Annotated in this window: 15 protein-coding genes; 9 read left to right on the forward strand and 6 right to left on the reverse strand. The window is 47.1% G+C overall.

The window, feature by feature from the left end:
• Positions 1 to 143: 143 nt before the first annotated feature.
• The 8 genes from vsple_RS17475 (at position 144) to vsple_RS17510 (ending at position 10,285) form a co-directional block, all read left to right on the forward strand.
• Entirely contained in the window at positions 144 to 803 is a 660-nt protein-coding gene (locus tag vsple_RS17475; RefSeq protein ID WP_261883205.1) for an HAD family hydrolase, read from the forward strand.
• A 26-nt stretch (positions 804 to 829) separates the two neighbouring features.
• Positions 830 to 1,516 carry a DNA-3-methyladenine glycosylase I gene (locus vsple_RS17480; RefSeq protein ID WP_261883206.1) on the forward strand — a complete coding sequence of 229 codons (687 nt, stop codon included), beginning with the start codon at positions 830 to 832 and terminating at the stop codon, positions 1,514 to 1,516.
• 232 nt (positions 1,517 to 1,748) lie between these two features.
• Positions 1,749 to 2,483: a GntR family transcriptional regulator gene (locus vsple_RS17485; RefSeq protein ID WP_255232385.1), complete on the forward strand. Its 735-nt coding sequence runs from the start codon at positions 1,749 to 1,751 to the stop codon at positions 2,481 to 2,483.
• A 411-nt stretch (positions 2,484 to 2,894) separates the two neighbouring features.
• A complete protein-coding gene (gene xdhA / locus vsple_RS17490; RefSeq protein WP_261883207.1) occupies positions 2,895 to 4,340 on the forward strand; it encodes a xanthine dehydrogenase small subunit in 1,446 nt (481 codons plus the stop codon).
• On the forward strand, positions 4,333 to 6,723 hold the full coding sequence (xdhB, locus tag vsple_RS17495; protein WP_261883208.1) for a xanthine dehydrogenase molybdopterin binding subunit: 2,391 nt from the start codon (positions 4,333 to 4,335) through the stop codon (positions 6,721 to 6,723). The genes xdhA and xdhB overlap by 8 nt, the downstream gene beginning before the upstream one ends.
• 120 nt (positions 6,724 to 6,843) lie before the next feature.
• A complete protein-coding gene (xdhC, locus tag vsple_RS17500) occupies positions 6,844 to 7,722 on the forward strand; it encodes a xanthine dehydrogenase accessory protein XdhC (RefSeq protein WP_261883209.1) in 879 nt (292 codons plus the stop codon).
• 59 nt (positions 7,723 to 7,781) lie between these two features.
• On the forward strand, positions 7,782 to 9,116 hold the full coding sequence (guaD, locus tag vsple_RS17505; protein WP_261883210.1) for a guanine deaminase: 1,335 nt from the start codon (positions 7,782 to 7,784) through the stop codon (positions 9,114 to 9,116).
• A 290-nt stretch (positions 9,117 to 9,406) separates the two neighbouring features.
• Complete coding sequence (locus tag vsple_RS17510) at positions 9,407 to 10,285, forward strand: AEC family transporter (RefSeq protein ID WP_261883211.1); 879 nt, start codon at positions 9,407 to 9,409, stop codon at positions 10,283 to 10,285.
• Between the two features lie 55 nt (positions 10,286 to 10,340).
• On the opposite strand, the gene vsple_RS17515 is transcribed toward vsple_RS17510, so the two are convergent.
• The 6 genes from vsple_RS17515 to puuE all read right to left on the reverse strand — a co-directional run bounded on the left by vsple_RS17515 (position 10,341) and on the right by puuE (position 15,775).
• Positions 10,341 to 10,997 (reverse strand): hypothetical protein, encoded by a 657-nt coding sequence (locus vsple_RS17515; RefSeq protein WP_261883212.1) that lies wholly within the window; start codon positions 10,995 to 10,997, stop codon positions 10,341 to 10,343.
• Between the two features lie 241 nt (positions 10,998 to 11,238).
• On the reverse strand, positions 11,239 to 12,570 hold the full coding sequence (locus tag vsple_RS17520; RefSeq protein WP_261883213.1) for a urate hydroxylase PuuD: 1,332 nt from the start codon (positions 12,568 to 12,570) through the stop codon (positions 11,239 to 11,241).
• Between the two features lie 14 nt (positions 12,571 to 12,584).
• On the reverse strand, positions 12,585 to 13,145 hold the full coding sequence (locus vsple_RS17525; RefSeq protein WP_261883214.1) for an ureidoglycolate lyase: 561 nt from the start codon (positions 13,143 to 13,145) through the stop codon (positions 12,585 to 12,587).
• A 14-nt stretch (positions 13,146 to 13,159) separates the two neighbouring features.
• Positions 13,160 to 14,146, reverse strand: coding sequence for an allantoicase (gene alc / locus vsple_RS17530; protein WP_261883215.1), 987 nt, complete (start codon positions 14,144 to 14,146; stop codon positions 13,160 to 13,162).
• 122 nt (positions 14,147 to 14,268) lie between these two features.
• Complete coding sequence (gene uraD, locus vsple_RS17535; RefSeq protein ID WP_261883216.1) at positions 14,269 to 14,784, reverse strand: 2-oxo-4-hydroxy-4-carboxy-5-ureidoimidazoline decarboxylase; 516 nt, start codon at positions 14,782 to 14,784, stop codon at positions 14,269 to 14,271.
• Positions 14,785 to 14,860: 76 nt separating this feature from the next.
• Entirely contained in the window at positions 14,861 to 15,775 is a 915-nt protein-coding gene (gene puuE, locus vsple_RS17540; RefSeq protein WP_261883217.1) for an allantoinase PuuE, read from the reverse strand.
• A gap of 398 nt (positions 15,776 to 16,173) precedes the next feature.
• Here puuE and uraH point away from each other — a divergent pair, with 398 nt between their 5' ends.
• Positions 16,174 to 16,527 carry a hydroxyisourate hydrolase gene (gene uraH, locus vsple_RS17545; protein ID WP_261883218.1) on the forward strand — a complete coding sequence of 118 codons (354 nt, stop codon included), beginning with the start codon at positions 16,174 to 16,176 and terminating at the stop codon, positions 16,525 to 16,527.
• Positions 16,528 to 16,599: the final 72 nt, after the last annotated feature.

Genomic DNA, 16,599 nt, shown 5'->3' on the forward strand with positions numbered 1-16,599 from the left:
CTCCCACTACTCTCACTCTAGAGCGCTTTGGTTGTCTGGTATCAGGCGCTCATCTGACTTCATGAGAACTCATACTCGCCTAACCTTGTGAGCTATGTCAAAATAGCGGCTCTTACCACCACTCAAATAAAAGAATCACAGATATGAATTTTCAAGCAGCAATTTTTGATATGGATGGGCTACTTCTGGATACCGAGCGCCTGTGTATGCAGATTTTTGAAGAAGCATGTCACGCACAAGGGGTCCCTTTTCTAAAAGATGTTTACCTCGGCATCATCGGCTGCAATGCTAAAACCATCGAACAAATTTTCCGCAACGGTTACGGCGAAGATCTCGACTATCCGGCCCTCAATAATGAGTGGCGCACTCGCTACAGTGCAATCGTAAAGAACCAGGCTATTCCCGTAAAAGAGGGCGTGATTGAGCTCTTAGAGTGGTTGAAATCAAACAACATTCCAGCGGCAGTTGCGACTTCGACTCAACTGGATATCGCCAAGAAGAAACTTGAGTTAGCAGGGTTAGATTCTTACTTCACATCTCTAAGCACTGGCTGTGAGGTAACGAATGGTAAGCCACATCCAGAGATCTACCTATTAGCGGCAGAGCGTCTTGGCGTTGCTCCGGAATCATGCCTTGCCTTTGAAGACTCCAACAACGGTATCCGCGCTTCTATGGCCGCCAACATGATAAGCTTCCAAATCCCCGACTTGGTCGAGCCATGTGAAGAGGTGAAAGCACTCGGCCATACCATTAGCCCATCACTACACGATGTGCTGGCTCAACTACAAAAAGAAGCCGCCTAAAAACTCGAAGTAATTTGGAACCCGTCATGACCCAAGAAAAGTTTGAAACCATTTATCAAAGAGCGGCTCACCGTAAGGGTGGCGAAGCTGAACTTGAGAAGATCGTTCGCAAGCCACTGACCCACGATGAACTGATGCAGATCAGTGATGATCGCTGGCTCGCTGCCTTTACCGAAAAAGTATTTCAGTGTGGTATTTCTTGGAGTGTGGTGAGGAAGAAATGGCCTCAATTCGAAGAGGTATTCTTTGAGTTCAATGTTGAGAAGATGCTGATGCTACCCAATGAGATGTGGGAGCAAAAAGCGCAAGACCCTCGCATTATTCGCCACCTAACCAAAGTCATGACGATCCCGGCGAACGCGATGATGATCCGCAACGCTCAGCGTGAATACGGCAGCTTCGCTCAAATGGTTGCAGAGTGGCCATCAGAACGCATTACCGAACTTTGGGATCACCTTAAAAAGCACGGTAAACGACTCGGTGGTAACACTGGTGCCTACACCCTACGTCAAATGGGTAAAGATACGTTTATCTTGTCGACAGACGTCGAAGCACACCTGCGCACAACGGGTGTTATCGACAGCGGACGCAACACCAAGCGCGCTCAACAAGCCGCAAGCAACGCGTTTAACGAGTGGCAGCAACAGTCAGGAAGAAGCTTGAGTGAGATAAGCCAAATTGTTGCCTACAGTGGCGGCGATAACCGCGTTTAACACAGCGAAGAGTCACCACTTCGACAAATCATATTGGAAAGATCTCATACTCAGTGGCACAGTTTTCGGGCAAGATGAAAACTGTGTCTCAATTGTTATCAGATATGCGCAAACTCTCTAATCTATTGGTCTCTAGCAGTAGCATTGTATGGATAAGTGTATACAATATAGAGTAATACCAGTGCAATATGCTCAACAATCCCTATTCGACTAAACAAGGGCATTTATCTCTATGACAGCTCTCAAAAACTCTGTCTCAAAAGGTGTAAAAACAAAAGTAACGGGTCAAACCCAAGATGACGTTGTTTACTGCCATATCTTCGACGCGATACTAGAACAAAGGCTGCCACCAGCCACCAAACTGAGCGAAGAAGCATTAGCAGAAATCTTTGGCGTAAGCCGCACCATCATTCGTCGTGCCTTACTGCGTCTATCCTTAGAACAAGTTGTGGTTATTCGTCCAAATCGAGGCGCCGTGATTGCCGCACCAACGGTTGATGAAGCAAAACAGATTTTCAAAGCACGTGAAGTGATGGAGTTAGCCATCACTGAACTTGCGGTTAAGAACGCCACCAAAGCTCAAATTCAAGAATGCAGAAAACTGGTTGCGAAAGAGAACTGCGCCTTTGAACAAGGCGATTACGGATCGGGCCTGCGACTGTCTGGCGAGTTCCACATCAAACTTGCTGAAATGGCAGAAAACGCACCACTATTGGCTTTCCAACGTAGCTTAGTTTCACAAACTTCTCTTTTAATCGCCCAGTACGAAACAGGTACTCATTCAAACTGTTCTCAGGACGAGCATGAACAGTTACTTGATGCCATTGAGTCAGGTGACGAAGAGCAAGCGGTTGATTTAATGCGTGAACACTTGAACCACATTCGCTCTAAGCTCAATCTAGACAGCAGCACGGCTTCTAGCGATCTGCATGTGGTTTTCTCTGACCTTCTAAAGAGCAAATCCTAGTTCGAATGCTTGCTAAACAAGTTAAATTCCTCTTTAAAAGCGAGTTCTATACTCGCTTTTTTCATGACTGAAACCAAAGGTCATACTCTCTCACAACTCATTTTCTGTGCTTTTTGTTCGCTTTCCTATCGAATTTTGCCCCACAGCCACGACCGAATACTCTCCAATTATCCAAACATTATTTGTATACATAGAAGTAAATTAACTCACCCTATTAAATCCTCAATTTCCAAATTTACTCATTTAAAAACAACAAATTAAAATCAAAAAATTATTGTATACAATCTAAGCCAAAACCTTTTTGTTGCATTTTTGTAAATAAATAGTTGACCACAGGGTCAGGATGGATAATTATTGAACAAGAAGTCAAAAAAATTACACATGGAATATGTCGATATACAAGGAGGTCTCTTGATTACTTTTTTGCTCAATCAGGAAATAAGACACGAAGACAATCTATCGCCGAATATGACCGTACTTAACTACCTTCGTACCAACGTCAAGAAGACAGGTACCAAAGAGGGTTGCGGTTCAGGCGATTGCGGTGCGTGCACTGTGGTGTTAGGTGAAGTGGTAGACGGGCAATTACAGTATCGCTCGGTAAACTCATGCTTAACGTTCGTTTCTGCTCTGCACGGCAAGCAACTGATTACCGTCGAAGATCTACAGAACCGAGATCGCTCTCTGCACCCTGTGCAACAAGCGGTTGTGGATTTTCATGGCTCACAATGTGGCTACTGTACACCGGGATTCATTATGTCGATGTTCGCGCTTGGTAAAAACAAACCTAACGCTAGCAAAGAAGATGTAATGGAGTCTCTGGCAGGCAATTTATGTCGTTGTACGGGTTACCGACCGATTGTTGATGCTGCAATGTCTTTGTCTACAGACCAACCTCTTATCGACCAATTCGCTGAACTTGAACGCAAAACCATTGAAAAGTTGGAGAGCATTCAAGGCACTGAAGCAAACCTTCGTTTAGGTCATCTCACCGCATTCTCTCCAAAAAGTATTGATGAGCTAGCAAAACTGTATATCGCACATCCGAAAGCTAAACTGGTTGCCGGCGGCACCGACCTAGCACTGGAGGTTACGCAGTTTCACCGTGAAATCGAAACCCTTATCAGCGTCAACCTTGTCGAAGACATGAAGCTGTGTGAAGAGACAGACACTGACCTTATCATCGGTGCTAACCTTCCAATCAGCGACGCATACTCACTACTGAAAAAACACTACCCAGACTTTGGCGAACTGCTTCATCGCTTTGCTTCACTGCAAGTACGTAACCAAGGCACCATTGGCGGCAACGTAGCCAATGCTTCCCCTATCGGTGATACGCCTCCTCTGTTAATTGCATTAGATGCCAAGATCAAACTGCGCTGTGGTGATGAATCACGCACTATGCCGATCGAAGACTACTTCATCAGCTATAAAATCACCGCTCAGAAAGAGAGTGAGTTTATTGAGCAGATCATTATTCCTAAACCAAGTAGCGATAGCTTCCGCGCTTACAAGCTCTCCAAACGTCTAGATGATGACATTTCTGCCGTGTGTGGCGCCTTCGACATTCAGGTGGAAGAAGGCAAGGTAACGCATGCTCGTATCGCCTTTGGTGGTATGGCTGCAACGCCTAAGCGCGCAGCTCGTTGTGAAAATACGTTATTAGGCAGCCCTTGGACAGAGGCTACAATTAAAGAAGCGATGCAGGAACTGTATCAAGACTTCGAGCCACTCTCTGATTTTCGAGCAAGCCAAGAGTATCGCTCATTGTCGGCAGCCAATATGTTGCGCCGTTACTTCATTGAACAGCAGAACAAGCACAATCAAATCGAAACAAGGGTAACGTCTTATGTCTAACAAAAACAAACAGGCGATGACCCATGAAGAGATGGTAACCATCGCAAAACAAGATCTTAAAACTGGCGTGGGTAAAAGCGTTAAACACGACAGCGCAGCAAAGCAAGTAACGGGCGAAGCGGTCTACATCGATGACCGTTTGGAGTTCCCAAACCAACTCCACGTCTACGCGCGCCTTAGTACTCAAGCGCATGCAAAAATCACTAAAATCGACGTATCGCCATGTTACGAATTTGAAGGTGTAGCTATCGCGATTCAAGCTAAAGACGTACCGGGTGAACTGGATATCGGTGCCATCCTTCCTGGCGATCCGCTACTCGCAGACGGTAAAGTCGAATTCTACGGTCAGCCAGTGATTGCTGTGGCGGCCAACGATTTAGAAACGGCACGCAAAGCAGCGCACGCCGCCATCATTGAATATGAAGAACTGCCAGCGATTCTCGATGTAAAAGAAGCTTTAGCTAAAGAGCACTTCGTGACAGAGAGCCACACACAACAACGTGGTGATTCAAAAGCGGCACTAGCCAAAGCCAAACATGTGATATCTGGTGATCTCGAGATCGGCGGTCAAGAGCACTTCTATCTTGAGACTCAAGTCAGCAGCGTGATGCCGACTGAAGACGGTGGGATGATTGTTTACACCTCGACACAAAACCCGACTGAAGTACAAAAATTGGTTGCAGAAGTGCTTGGGGTGCCAATGCACAAAGTCGTGATTGATATGCGCCGCATGGGTGGTGGCTTTGGTGGTAAAGAAACTCAAGCTGCATCTCCTGCGTGTATCGCTGCAGTCGTCGCCAGTCTAACCGGTCGACCGACCAAGATGCGCTTATTACGTAACGAAGATATGCAACAGACGGGCAAACGTCATCCATTCTACAACCAATATACGGTCGGTTTTGATGACAACGGCGTAATTCAAGGTGCCGATATTACCGTAGCAGGTAACTGTGGCTACTCGCCTGACCTTTCAAGCTCGATTGTTGACCGTGCGATGTTCCACTCAGACAACGCCTACTACCTTGGCGATGCAACCGTGGTAGGACACCGCTGCAAAACCAACACAGCATCTAACACCGCTTACCGTGGTTTCGGCGGCCCTCAAGGCATGATGACAATTGAACACATCATGGATGAGATCGCTCGTTACCTGAAAAAAGATCCATTGGAAGTACGTAAGGCGAACTATTACGGCGAAGAAGGCCGTAACGTGACCCATTACTACCAAACCGTTGAAGACAACTTTCTTCCTGAGATAACCGAACAGCTTGAACGCAGCAGTGACTACCACGCTCGCCGTAAAGAAATTGATGAGTTCAACAAGCAGAGCCCTATCTTGAAAAAAGGCTTGGCAATCACTCCGGTGAAATTCGGCATCTCGTTTACCGCAACTTTCTTGAACCAAGCTGGTGCGCTTATCCATATCTACACCGATGGCAGTATTCATTTGAATCACGGCGGTACGGAAATGGGCCAAGGCTTGAACATCAAAGTAGCGCAAATCGTTGCAGAGGAGTTCCAAGTCGATGTCGAACGTATCCAGATCACCGCTACAAACACAGACAAAGTTCCGAACACATCACCAACCGCGGCCTCATCGGGCGCCGACCTCAATGGTAAGGCCGCGCAGAACGCCGCAATAACGATTAAGCAACGACTGATCGACTTTGCAGCCTCGCACTTCAAAGTCTCGCAAGAAGAAGTGGTATTCAAGAACGGTATGGTACAGATCCGCGACGAGATCATGACCTTCAACGCGTTTGTCGAACTGGCTTGGTTTAACCAAATCTCGCTCTCCAGCACTGGCTTCTACCGCACTCCGAAGATCTATTACGATCATGAGAAAGCGCGCGGCCGTCCGTTCTACTACTACGCCTACGGCGCATCATGTTCTGAAGTGATCATCGATACGCTGACAGGCGAGAACAAAATTCTGCGCGTCGATATCTTGCACGATGTAGGGGCTTCATTGAACCCTGCTATCGATATCGGTCAAGTAGAAGGGGGCTTCGTTCAGGGCGCTGGCTGGCTCACCACCGAAGAGTTGGTATGGAATGAGCAAGGCCGCCTAATGACCAATGGCCCTGCAAGTTACAAGATCCCAGCGATTGCCGATATGCCGATCGATTTCAGAACGCATCTATTAGAGAACCGCAGCAACCCGGAAGACACTGTCTTCAACTCGAAAGCGGTTGGTGAACCACCGTTTATGCTAGGGATGTCGGTATGGAGTGCACTCAAAGATGCCATTAACTCAGTCGCCGTCGATGGGGCAATTCCGAAGCTGAATACACCCGCGACACCAGAGCGCATTCTGATGGCCGTTCAAGCCGTTTCGCAGCCCGCTAAGGCGTCAGTCGACACAGAGCAAGAGACGGCGTAGTGGTTAACATCATTAAGCTGTGACAAACAGGTAACAAGGACACTCGCCAGTCCGCAGTATTGAGCAGGGAGCTCTTTAGACTGGCGTAAGAAGCATCAAGCTGGAGCTTTTGGAGGAAGTATGTTTAAGGATAATTGGATTCACGAACTGGCAAAACTGGAAGAGAACTACGAGCCGTGTGTCATGGTGACGGTTCTTGAAGATCGAGGTTCTGTGCCTCGTGATGCCGGAACAAAAATGCTGGTCACTCGCGATCGCATCATTGCGACCATTGGCGGCGGCCACCTTGAACATGTTGCGACTAAAATGGCGCGCGAGATGCTGATCGCCAGCGAAAAGTCCCTCAAAGTCGAACGATTCAACCTTGGTGCTCGTCTAGGCCAATGTTGTGGCGGGATGGCTACTCTCAGCTTCGAGCCGATTGGTACTCAACAGAACCATCTGGTGCTATTTGGTGCAGGCCATGTGGCTAAGGCGCTATTGCACATTGTCGCCACTCTGCCTTTCCGCGTAACGTGGATTGATGAACGCGAAGAAATGTTCCCAGAAACCTTACCTCAAGGCGTTAAAAAGCTTGTCACTGACGACCCAGTTGGTGAAGTGAAACAGATGCCACCAAACAGTTACTACCTAGTGATGACCCACAACCACCAGCTCGATTTCGACCTTGCTAAAGCGATCATTGATCGTGAAGACAGTCGTTACTTCGGCATGATTGGCTCACTCACAAAACGCAAGAAGTTTGACTTCCGCTTGGAACAACGCGGCTATAGCCAAGAGCAGATCAACACCATGATTTGTCCGATTGGTATTAGCTCTGTGAACGGAAAGCATCCAGCAGAAATCGCGGTATCGGTTGCCGGTGAACTAATCGCACACTATCAGGGACAAGCGCTTGAACAGAAGCGCCCGACCCAACATTATCAAACAGAGGATCGTAACGATCCCAAGCAAACAAGCGATGTAGACGAACACCCTCTGGAAGAGAAAATCGCCTAACACAAATCGCAGACTCCGGTCGCCACAACGTGACTGGAGGGCATTAAAAGGAAGTAAACATGATAACGCAACGCAAAGCTTATCGCGCCAGTATTCTTCATAGCGTGGCCGACCCAAAGGATGTCGGTTTAGAAGAATCGTATGAGTATTTTGAAGACGGTATTTTAGTGGTTGAGAATGGCCATGTGGTTGATTTGGGCAGTGCCGATGATGTGCTTGCTCGTCAGCCAAAAAACCTCGATATCAAAGAGTACAAAGATAAGCTGATCACCTCAGGGTTTATCGATACTCATATCCACTACCCACAAACCGGTATGATTGCATCGTATGGCGAACAGTTGCTTGACTGGCTTGAGAACTACACCTTCCCAGAAGAGAAACGCTTTAAAAACCCAGTTTACGCGCACAAAGTAGCGAAGCTATTCCTAGACGAGCTGGCGAGCAACGGTACCACAACAGCGTTGGTATTCGGCACCGTTCATAAAGAGTCAGTCAACGTGTTCTTTGAAGAAGCTGAGAGACGTAACCTACGTATGATTGCGGGTAAGGTGCTGATGGATCGCAACGCGCCAGATTACCTAACCGATACACCAGAATCAGGCTATGTTGATTCAAAAGAGCTGATCGAAAAATGGCACAATCGTGGTCGCTTGCTGTATGCAGTGACTCCTCGTTTTGCGCCAACGAGCACCCCTGAGCAACTAGCAACCGTAGGTAAACTGTTAGAAGAGTATCCAGATGTGTACATGCACACTCACCTTTCAGAGAACGAGAAAGAGATTGAGTGGGTGAAGGCTCTGTTCCCAGAACGCGACAGTTACTTAGATGTATACGACCACTATGGCTTGCTGCACAAACGTTCGGTTTTCGCACACGGCATTCACTTGTCTGATTGCGAGTGTAAGCGTTTAGCCGATACTGAATCTGCTATCGCTTTCTGCCCAACCTCAAACCTATTCTTGGGTTCAGGTCTGTTCAGACTGCCTGAAATGGAAGAGCACGGGATCCGTGTTGGTATGGGTACCGATGTGGGCGCTGGTACAAGTTTCTCTATCCTACAGACCATGAGCGAAGCGTATAAGATCATGCAGCTTCAACATAAGAAACTACACCCAGCTAAGTCGCTGTTTTTGGCCACGTTAGGTGGTGCACGATCTCTTCATCTAGAGGACAAAATCGGTAACCTGGAAGTGGGCAAAGAGGCAGATTTCGTGGTTCTCGACATGCACGCGACTCAACTAATGCGCTTTAGAATGGAGCAAGCAACTAAGCTTGAAGAGAAACTGTTTGTATTGATGAGTCTTGGAGATGACAGAACCGTCAGCGAAACATACGTCTACGGTGAAAAGGCGTACGACGCTAATTTCAAAGAGTACAAAAAACTCGTCAGTTAGGCTTAAAAACGAGTAACACCCGCTAGGTAACAACGACAATCATTGTCAATAATCCGTCCAGATTCGCCTAGCCTTCTATTCACCTCGCCTTCCAAGACCAGTCGCCCCCCCTGCCTCTGGTCTTTTTTGCATCCTCATCAAATAACAATAATTAAATCTCTACTGTGTGCTAAATGCCCACGACGTAACCGATTTATGTTGGTAACTTAATAGAGTTATGCAAGTCGCTCAACCTTCCGAATCTATGTTGAGCATACCCCTATTGATCCGTTACTTAGAAAAGGAATTCTATGTTCGAGCAGGTTGTTGGCATTCTATTTCCCGTTTTTGCGCTCGCCGCAGCTGGCTTTGCCGTGGGTCGTTGGCTCAAGCCCGACTTTAAGCCTATCAACCGTATCAATATGGACGTGTGTATCCCTGCCTTAGTGTTTGCCTCACTCGCAACCATGCCGCTCGATACTGAGCAAGTACCACTAATTACCGCCTCGTTGGTCGCAGTATTAGTACCTGCAGTATTAATGATTCCAATCTGTAAGGTCTTTAAGCTCAACTTCAAAGCTTGGGCACCTCCGCACATGTTTCGTAATAGCGGGAACCTTGCGATCCCACTATTCACCTATACCTTTGGTGAGACTGCTTTAGCGCCAGCAGTACTATTGTTCGTGGTTTCTGCTTGCATCCATATCAGTTTGGGGTTGGTGTTGTTAAGTGAAGGGAACCCGCTAAAGCAGATCGTCAAGATGCCGATTTTCCTTGCCGCAGCCGTGGCAATGACGCTCAATTTATCTGGTGTCGCGGTGTGGAATCCGCTTTACGAAGCCACATCGCTACTTGGGCAAGCAGCCGTGCCAATCATGCTGCTATCCCTTGGCTCACAAATGGTCAACCTAAGACTCAGCGGCCTCAAGGTCGGTTTACTATGCACGGTTCAGTCTCTGTTCACCGGAGCCGTCGCTTTCGGCATCATTTACTTCTTTATTCCACTACCAACTCTACAGCTTCAAATGATGGTTCTGTTCACCATGCTGCCACCAGCGGTCATGAACTACTTGTTTGCTGAACGCTTCAACGTTGAGCCACCTAAGGTTGCGTCTATGGTGCTATTTGGCAACTTCTTAAGTATCGTGACCTTACCGATACTGCTGACGTTTGCTCTATCGTTTGAGTAAGGCTACTTTTGCTGTTGGCAATACTCATTCGTCCAAATAGGCTGCAACCGTAAAGTTATTGTGATGATTTATCGAGTTTCAATTCTGCCGTCACTTTAGTCATACGCAACGCAATCGCAAAACAGACTAAGTAAGGACTCAGATACCAGAAAAGGCTTTCTATCGGCTGTTTAAGCTGCGCTTCCCTGGTTTTGATGTATTGATTTTTCTGCCTCTCGTATTGATTCAGCATCCCACTTACCCATACAGAATCGCTCTCTAGTAACGCAATATCAGGTGCTGGAACCGTCAATGTCGATGCGCTCGGAAGCAGAGAGAAATCAACATCTTTAAAGGTCTTCGCGGTCGTGAGATACCACATACAGGCTTGATGGTATTCGATTTGATCATTGGCCGACGGCTGACCTGAACAAACATCACCGCGCAATCGTTCAAGAGAGAACTGTTGAATAGACTCCAGAATCACCACGGCTCTTGTCTGCTCAGTTTCAACCCAATCACCGGCAACCTTAGCTCGAATTTCTGAGACAGCACCAAGCATGCCTATCCCCGCCAGAAAGGGCCATAAATAATCCATCAGTTTCCATTTACGTCGGCTCAGGTTGAACCCACACCAAATTGGGATATGCAGCAGAAGAGTCAGTCCAACGGACAATAAAACAAAGTTAAGTGAGCTAGAGAGCATCAACTCACTTTCAAAGAAGTGCTTCATAATTAGACACTTGCCTATATGAATAAGAGAGTTTCGATAGTAAGTATCAATTGCTTGACGAGTGTAAGCAACGCGTCAAAAAAGAGAAATATCTGGAAAAACCAACGCGTGAATATAGAAGAACAAAAAGCCCCGGTATAGGAACCGGGGAAACAGGGTGGGACGAGTTTGGCGCGTGCCCGTATGACCAAACTCTCCCCAAGCCTCACCTAAGACTCACGCTCTTAGGTAAAGGATGCTGCTATTGAAGTTTGGCTCCTTGTGCTGCCCAATCACCGATAAGAGTACGTTCGTCATCTGTCATTTGGGTGAGGTTTCCAAGTGGCATGACTTTCGTTGTTACGGTTTGAGCGATAATTCTTGGTACATTGGCTTTGATCTCTTCAGGTGTATCCAAGATGACCCCGGCTGGTGCGGCAGCAAAGGCAGCATGAGTCGGTGAAGCTGAATGACACACCGAACAGCGCTCTTGAATGACTTGGTTGATGGTCTCAAAGCGAATGCCTGCGTCCGAAGGTACCGGATCACTAGTGGCTGCTGTTTGCTGAACTTGAGCACCATTGTCAGATTCCACAGCTCCTGCCGCAATTTCTTCCACGACTGGTGTCGCTTCTACACTGCTTTGCACCTGCTCAACCACTGGCGCTTTCGCGACTGGAGTCGGTGTCATCTGCTTTTTCGCGTATGGTGAGGTCACGAACGCAAGTGTAATCATACCGAGTGCAGCCACTGGCACTGTCCAAGCAAACTTCTGGCTGCCATGTCGGGTATTAAAGTAGTGGCGAACCAAGATACTGAATACCGCCAAACCAGCTAGAATCAACCAGTTGTACTCCGAACCATAAGTGCTCGGGAAGTGGTTACTGATCATGATGAACAATACTGGTAGCGTCATGTAGTTATTGTGACGAGAACGCAGTAAGCCTTTCGCTGGAAGTGCTGGATCAGGTTCGCGCTTCTCTTCAATCGCTTTCACTAGGTTGCGCTGTGCAGGCATGATAACGCGGAATACGTTACCCACCATGATGGTACCTATGATTGCACCAACATGAATGTAAGCACCACGGCCACTAAAAACTTGAGTCAAGCCGTAAGTCGCGGCCACCAGCAGTACGAACAACACAATACTAAGCAGTACCGGCGTCTTACCTAATGGAGAGTCACATAACAGGTCGTAAATAAACCAACCAGCGACAAAAGAACCAATACCAATCGCGATTGCAGTAGTCGAATCAAGACCTGAGCCCGGTGCGATCAGGTAAATTTCAGCATTAAGGTAGTAGACAACCCCAAGTAAACACACACCCGTGATCCAAGTGAAGTAAGCTTCCCATTTAAACCAGTGAAGGTGTTCTGGCATCTCTGGTGGCGCAAGCTTGTACTTTTCAAGGTGATAAATACCACCACCGTGAATCGCCCATAAGTCACCAGATAGACCTGTTTTGGGGTTTACTCGATTGAGGTTATTTTCAAGCCAGACAAAATAAAATGATGCGCCGATCCATGCGACACCAACGATCATGTGAATCCAGCGAATCGCCAAATTCAACCATTCTGTAATATGCGGATCCATAATAAACTCCTGTATCACAGCGCATTTTCAACGCGCTGCTCTTCCTTATTGTTGTCCGTAGGCAGATCTTCCAAGTGCAGTGCCACAAGGTCGCTATCAAAATAAACCTCATCACAGTTATGGCCTTCACCGCCTCTATCCACAATCAAGAATTGGTCTTGATCGGTAAGCGCGAGAACGGGATGGTGCCACACACCTTTGTGATAGTTCACTCCTTGGCGGCCATTGCTGAGAAACGCTCGGCAGCTGGCTAATGTCGGATTATCGCCCTTTGGCGCGACAACAATTAAATAGGGTTGACCAAGTAATGGAACGAATGCCTGAGAGCCAAGTGGATGACGCTCTAACATCTCGATAGTCAATGGGTACTTCAGCGGAGTGGCTTGGAAGATGCTGATGATGGCTTCTCCGCCTTGGTCTTGCACATCCGTTGCCGCAAGCTTGTGGTAGCGACGGGTTGACCCATTGTTGATCATGAAAAAATCACTGTTATCAGACTCGATAACATCGCCAAACTCAGCAAACGCTTGTTTGGTTAACGGTTCGATCACTAAACGACGTATTCCATTACTCATGCTCTTTTCCTTACCTATTTCGCTTTAGTACCAAATAGACGTAAACGGCTGATACCGCCATCTGGGAAAATGTTGGCACGTACGTGTGTCACCGCACCAAGATCGTTCACCTCGGAAATGAATTCATGAATATTGTGAGCAGACAGTTTTTGCGCCGGTAGAAGCTCACGCCAGAATAGACTTTGCGTCTCTACTTGGTCGTCGGTACCGCCTTTCACATACGCCGCTTGAATTGAACAGCTGTCCGGGAAGTTGCCTTTAAAGTGCGCAGTATCAACAACAATACGCTCGATGTTACCCGGGTGGCCCAACGCAACAATCACCCAATCGTTACCCGGTGTACGGCGACGTGCTGTTTCCCAACCATCACCCATGTTTTCACCGCGGCCAGGGCCAAGAATGTTTGCTTTATTACCGTAGTGCTCATCACTACACGCCAGTGCGCGTCCGCCATGTTCAACCGCTGCAAGGTCAATTTGCTGTTGTGCGTCAATCGCATCCCAATCAACACTAGGACGACCGAAAACGCGCAGACGAGCAACACCGCCGTCTGGATAAATGTTTAGACGCAGATGCGTAAATACTTGGTCACTTTCAATCTCTTCAAGATGATGATGATCGCCTTGCAGAGCAATAGAAGGGAGGATCTCTTGCCACTCAGTAGAGTCTGTTGGCTCGCCTTGTGGTGAATAGCATGCATCAATCGATGCAGAAGGCGGGAAGTTACCTGTGAAGAATGAAGTATCGATATCAACGCCCGCAATCGTGCCTGCTAGTCCAAGGCGAATCACACAGTAGTCATAACCTTCGCCACGCTTACGGCGACTTTCCCAACCGTCCATCCATTTACCGTTGTCATCGTATAGGTCATCTTTCCATACTGGCGCTGCGTGGCTGAGTAGGCGGCTTTTGTCGGCAAAGAAATCGTCCGTGGCGAAGATCGCTTCCGCACCGAGTTTTTCGTCTGCTAGATTTATATACTGTTCAAATTTATGGGTCATGTCCGTGTAATCCTATGAAATTAATAAAGTAATAATAAAATGAGAACTTAATGATTCAGTGGCTGACTGCTCAGCGCCCGGCGCATTAAGTCGGTTCTGAAATAGCTGCTAACTCCGTTAACCTACATATCCCAGAGACGAAACATTGCGATCTTGTTGATCTCTTGTATCGCCGTAGCAAACTCAGTTTCACTATCATTTCCTAATCGCATCTCGAACGACTCAAGAATTTGGTAACGATTGGCTCCCTTTACCGCCATGATAAAAGGGAAGTTGAAGCGACTTTTGTAGCTGTTGTTGTAAGAAGTGAATTTTTCAAATTCTTCGGCGCTGCATTTATCGATGCCCGCCCCCGCTTGTTCCTTAGTAGACGACTCTGTGAGTTCGCCATTTACTGCTGCTCGACCGGCTAAGTCTGGGTGAGCATTGATCAAAGCCAACTGCTTGCCGTGGTCGGCTTGCAAAAGCGTGGATGCCATCTTCAAGTGAAGATTCTCAATATGATCATCTTCTGCACTTAAACCTTGGTCATACACTGCTTCTGCCACCCAAGGGCTGTGCTCGTACACATCGGCAAAATGGGCGACAAATTCATCGCGATCCATTTTTGTGGGTTGGCATGATCGAAATACTGTCACTGTTAGCCTCCTTGCTATTGCTCTCTTTGCTTGTGTTGTTTTTATCGTTGTGAGTTGTAACTGCTTTCCTAGTCCACTATCCCGCTTTATACGGATGGTGTTCATGCCAGTGATTGGCAATATCAATACGGCGACATAGCCACACGTTGTCGTGTTGTTTTACGTAATCTAGAAAACGTCTCAGTGCCATGATTCGACCCGGACGCCCAACCAATCGACAGTGAAGCCCAACCGACATCATTTTCGGTGCGGTTTCACCTTCCATATAAAGAGCATCAAAGGTGTCTTTTAAGTATTGGAAAAACTGTTCACCAGAATTAAAGCCCTGCGCTGTCGAAAAGCGCATATCGTTCACATCTAGGGTGTAAGGGATTACCAGTTGAGGGCGACCAGTCTCGGTATGCCAGTATGGTAGATCGTCATCGTAGGCATCAGAGTCGTACAAAAAACCGCCCTCTTCTGCGACAAGTCGGCGCGTATTTGGACCCGTTCGACCTGTGTACCAACCGAGTGGACGTTGGCCTGTCACTTGCTGGATGATCTCTATCGCTTTCACCATGTGGTCGCGCTCTTCAGACTCATCAATGTATTGATAGTCAATCCAGCGGTAGCCGTGGCTACAAATCTCATGGCCCGCTTCCATCATCGCTTTGGCGACATCTGGGTGACGTTCGATAGCCATAGCGACAGCAAAAACAGTTAGAGGGATTTCATATTCATCAAATAGGCGAAGTACGCGCCACACTCCAGCTCGACTACCATACTCGTAGATCGATTCCATACTGATGTGACGTTCACCTTTGATCGGTTGTGCTGATGGGATCTCTGAGAGAAATGCTTCTGACTCATCATCACCATGCAATAGACAACGTTCGCCGCCTTCTTCGTAGTTCAATACAAAGGAGACCGCGACACGCGCATTACCCGGCCATTGAGGATTTGGAGGGGTAGCGCCATACCCGATCAAATCTCTTGAATAATCCTTATTCATCCAAGTACTCCTAACATTAGTGTTTGGTTTAGTCGCTCACCCACAGTTTTCCTTTATGAGTTAGAAACCACGAGCAACCTCACCCCATACACTCATTGTATACAATAATTTATCTTAATGTAAAGATTTCGTTATTAAAGTTAAATTAAGCAACACAAATCATTTAATAACAATAGCCTAAGTAATTATGGTGCAAGTTTTTATTGATTACGCACAGACTTGGTGCATCAAAAAATCGATTTAAAGTTAACATTTTTGCTACAATTGACTTTACTAATTGTATACAGTTCGTTCATAGTTAGTGCTGACAAAGTGAACAGGCTTTCAGTTTGTCAGGCAAAAAACCGCAGATGAAACACAGCATAAGGACAGGACGCGACAACGCGCCGTGAAGGATTATGGGAAGATTAACAACACACGTTTTAGATACCACCCACGGCCTACCTGGAGCAGAGATCAAGGTAGAGCTTTACAAGGTGAACGAAGACTCAACTGAAAAATTGGCAACGGTTATGACCAACTCCGACGGCAGGACAGATGCGCCGATTCTTGCTGGTAACAACTTCCTCCCAGGCAAGTATCAGTTGGTATTCTATGTGGCAGATTACTACAAAAGCAAAGGCGTCGAACTTGATGGCGTGCCCTTCTTAGACGATGTCGTGATTCGCTTCGGACTCGATGATCCGAATGCGCATTATCACGTCCCTCTTTTAGTATCCCCTTACAGCTTCTCGACATATCGCGGAAGTTAACCTCAAAAAACCGCGTATAAAGGAATTTTAGCCGCACTTAATTTTTGCTGGGCCGTCGCTGACCACTACTGT

The sequence above is a fragment of the Vibrio pelagius genome, assembly GCF_024347575.1.
Taxonomy (GTDB): Bacteria; Pseudomonadota; Gammaproteobacteria; order Enterobacterales; family Vibrionaceae; genus Vibrio; species Vibrio pelagius.

Bases quoted from the DNA above. Each gene is read 5' to 3' on its own strand.
- vsple_RS17475 (WP_261883205.1), top strand. From the start codon at position 144: ATGAATTTTCAAGCAGCAATTTTTGATATGGATGGGCTACTTCTGGAT.
- vsple_RS17480 (WP_261883206.1), top strand. From the start codon at position 830: ATGACCCAAGAAAAGTTTGAAACCATTTATCAAAGAGCGGCTCACCGT.
- vsple_RS17485 (WP_255232385.1), top strand. From the start codon at position 1,749: ATGACAGCTCTCAAAAACTCTGTCTCAAAAGGTGTAAAAACAAAAGTA.
- xdhB (WP_261883208.1), top strand. From the start codon at position 4,333: ATGTCTAACAAAAACAAACAGGCGATGACCCATGAAGAGATGGTAACC.
- xdhC (WP_261883209.1), top strand. From the start codon at position 6,844: ATGTTTAAGGATAATTGGATTCACGAACTGGCAAAACTGGAAGAGAAC.
- guaD (WP_261883210.1), top strand. From the start codon at position 7,782: ATGATAACGCAACGCAAAGCTTATCGCGCCAGTATTCTTCATAGCGTG.
- vsple_RS17510 (WP_261883211.1), top strand. From the start codon at position 9,407: ATGTTCGAGCAGGTTGTTGGCATTCTATTTCCCGTTTTTGCGCTCGCC.
- vsple_RS17515 (WP_261883212.1), bottom strand. From the start codon at position 10,997: ATGAAGCACTTCTTTGAAAGTGAGTTGATGCTCTCTAGCTCACTTAAC.
- vsple_RS17520 (WP_261883213.1), bottom strand. From the start codon at position 12,570: ATGGATCCGCATATTACAGAATGGTTGAATTTGGCGATTCGCTGGATT.
- vsple_RS17525 (WP_261883214.1), bottom strand. From the start codon at position 13,145: ATGAGTAATGGAATACGTCGTTTAGTGATCGAACCGTTAACCAAACAA.
- alc (WP_261883215.1), bottom strand. From the start codon at position 14,146: ATGACCCATAAATTTGAACAGTATATAAATCTAGCAGACGAAAAACTC.
- puuE (WP_261883217.1), bottom strand. From the start codon at position 15,775: ATGAATAAGGATTATTCAAGAGATTTGATCGGGTATGGCGCTACCCCT.
- uraH (WP_261883218.1), top strand. From the start codon at position 16,174: ATGGGAAGATTAACAACACACGTTTTAGATACCACCCACGGCCTACCT.